At 66.5% G+C, this 1,368-nt stretch carries 1 protein-coding gene; it reads right to left on the reverse strand.

The genetic code is table 11. The features are described from left to right. Window positions 1-1,368 (reverse strand): glycoside hydrolase TIM-barrel-like domain-containing protein (locus tag A2I95_RS38265; RefSeq protein ID WP_291737631.1); only part of this gene is annotated, 1,368 nt, incomplete at both ends.

Genomic DNA, 1,368 nt, shown 5'->3' on the forward strand with positions numbered 1-1,368 from the left:
GTTCAGCACCGCCTCCGCCGTGCGGCTTTCCAAGGAACCGGAGATCAGCTTCACCTGCAGATCCGCGCCCAGATCCCAGCGCCCGGCCCCGGCGGCAAACAGCGGCGTTTCCGTGACGCCGACCACCTGCCGCGCGGCAATCACCTGCTCCAGCGCGTAATTCTCATCCGCCCCGGAGCCGTAGACCGCAACGCTGCCGGGCCAGGCCGCCGCGGTCAGCGCCAGATGCGGCGCATGCGGCACCTCATCGCCGCGCATCAGCGGCAGATCCATGAACAGGGGCAGCACCGGCCCGGGGGCGGCAAAGGCATTGACCCCCGGCAGCTCCTCGGCCACTGCGGCCAGATCGTAGACGCCGGGTTCGATCCGAACCGCTTCGACCATCTGCGCCTCGGCCTGTTCCACCCGGTCAATGCGGTACAGCTGTTCGCCGTTTTTCACCGGCAGGGAGACCACATCCCCCGCCCCCAGATGCAGCATCGAGGGCGGCAGCGAGAACCGCGCCGCATCGCGCGAAATCCGCGCCTCTGCCAGCCAGCGGCTGACCACCTGACGCGCCTCGGCCCGGGTCAGCGCCAGCGGCAGCTCATTCTGGCTGACGCTATGTGTCGCCTCATCCGGCAGCACCGCCTCAACCGATCCGGCCGCATGATCGCCGCCCCATTCGGTGAACCGCAGCCGCACCCGGCCCGCCAGCTCCGCCTCGCCGGCACGGGCCAGCTCCAGGCTGCCGTCCATTTCCTCGCTCTCGGCCAGATGCTCCAGCTTCAGCGCCTTGGCCCCGCTGCCCTTGCGCATCCGGAACATCAGAACCCCGTCGCGTTCCACCGCGTCAAACCCGTGCCTCAGCATCAAGGGCTGCAGCACCGCGCGGGCGTCCGCGACATCCGGGTTCACATACCCGTGCACCAGGCCGTAAAGCCCGGTAACATCAATGTCGTAAAGCCCTGCCCTGTGGCACACTTCCTCCACCACAGAGGCCAGCGTGCGCTGCCCGGCGCGCCCGTTCAGCCAATGGCCGCGCAGGTAATTTTCGCCGTCGTTCCAGATCTCGATCCGGCTGGGAAAGACCGGAAACGGCCGCGCGTCCCAGGCCCAGACATAGGCGTTGGACATATCCAGCATCCGCCCTCCGTATTCCTCTGACAGCGGATTGTTTGCCGCTTCGCCCCAATGGCCCAGAAACGCCCGCAGATAGGAAATCTGCATCAGATCGTCCCGCAACCCGTTGGAATAACGCGGCAGTTTCGTTTCCGAGCTTTTCGGGTCCAGAAACTTGTTGGGCTGATTGGTGCCCTTGTCGATGGCGGCGCAGCCAAGCTCGGTGAACCAGATGGGCTTAGACTGCGGCACCCACTCTGTCGGCAC

Source organism: Leisingera sp. F5 (genome assembly GCF_001593695.1).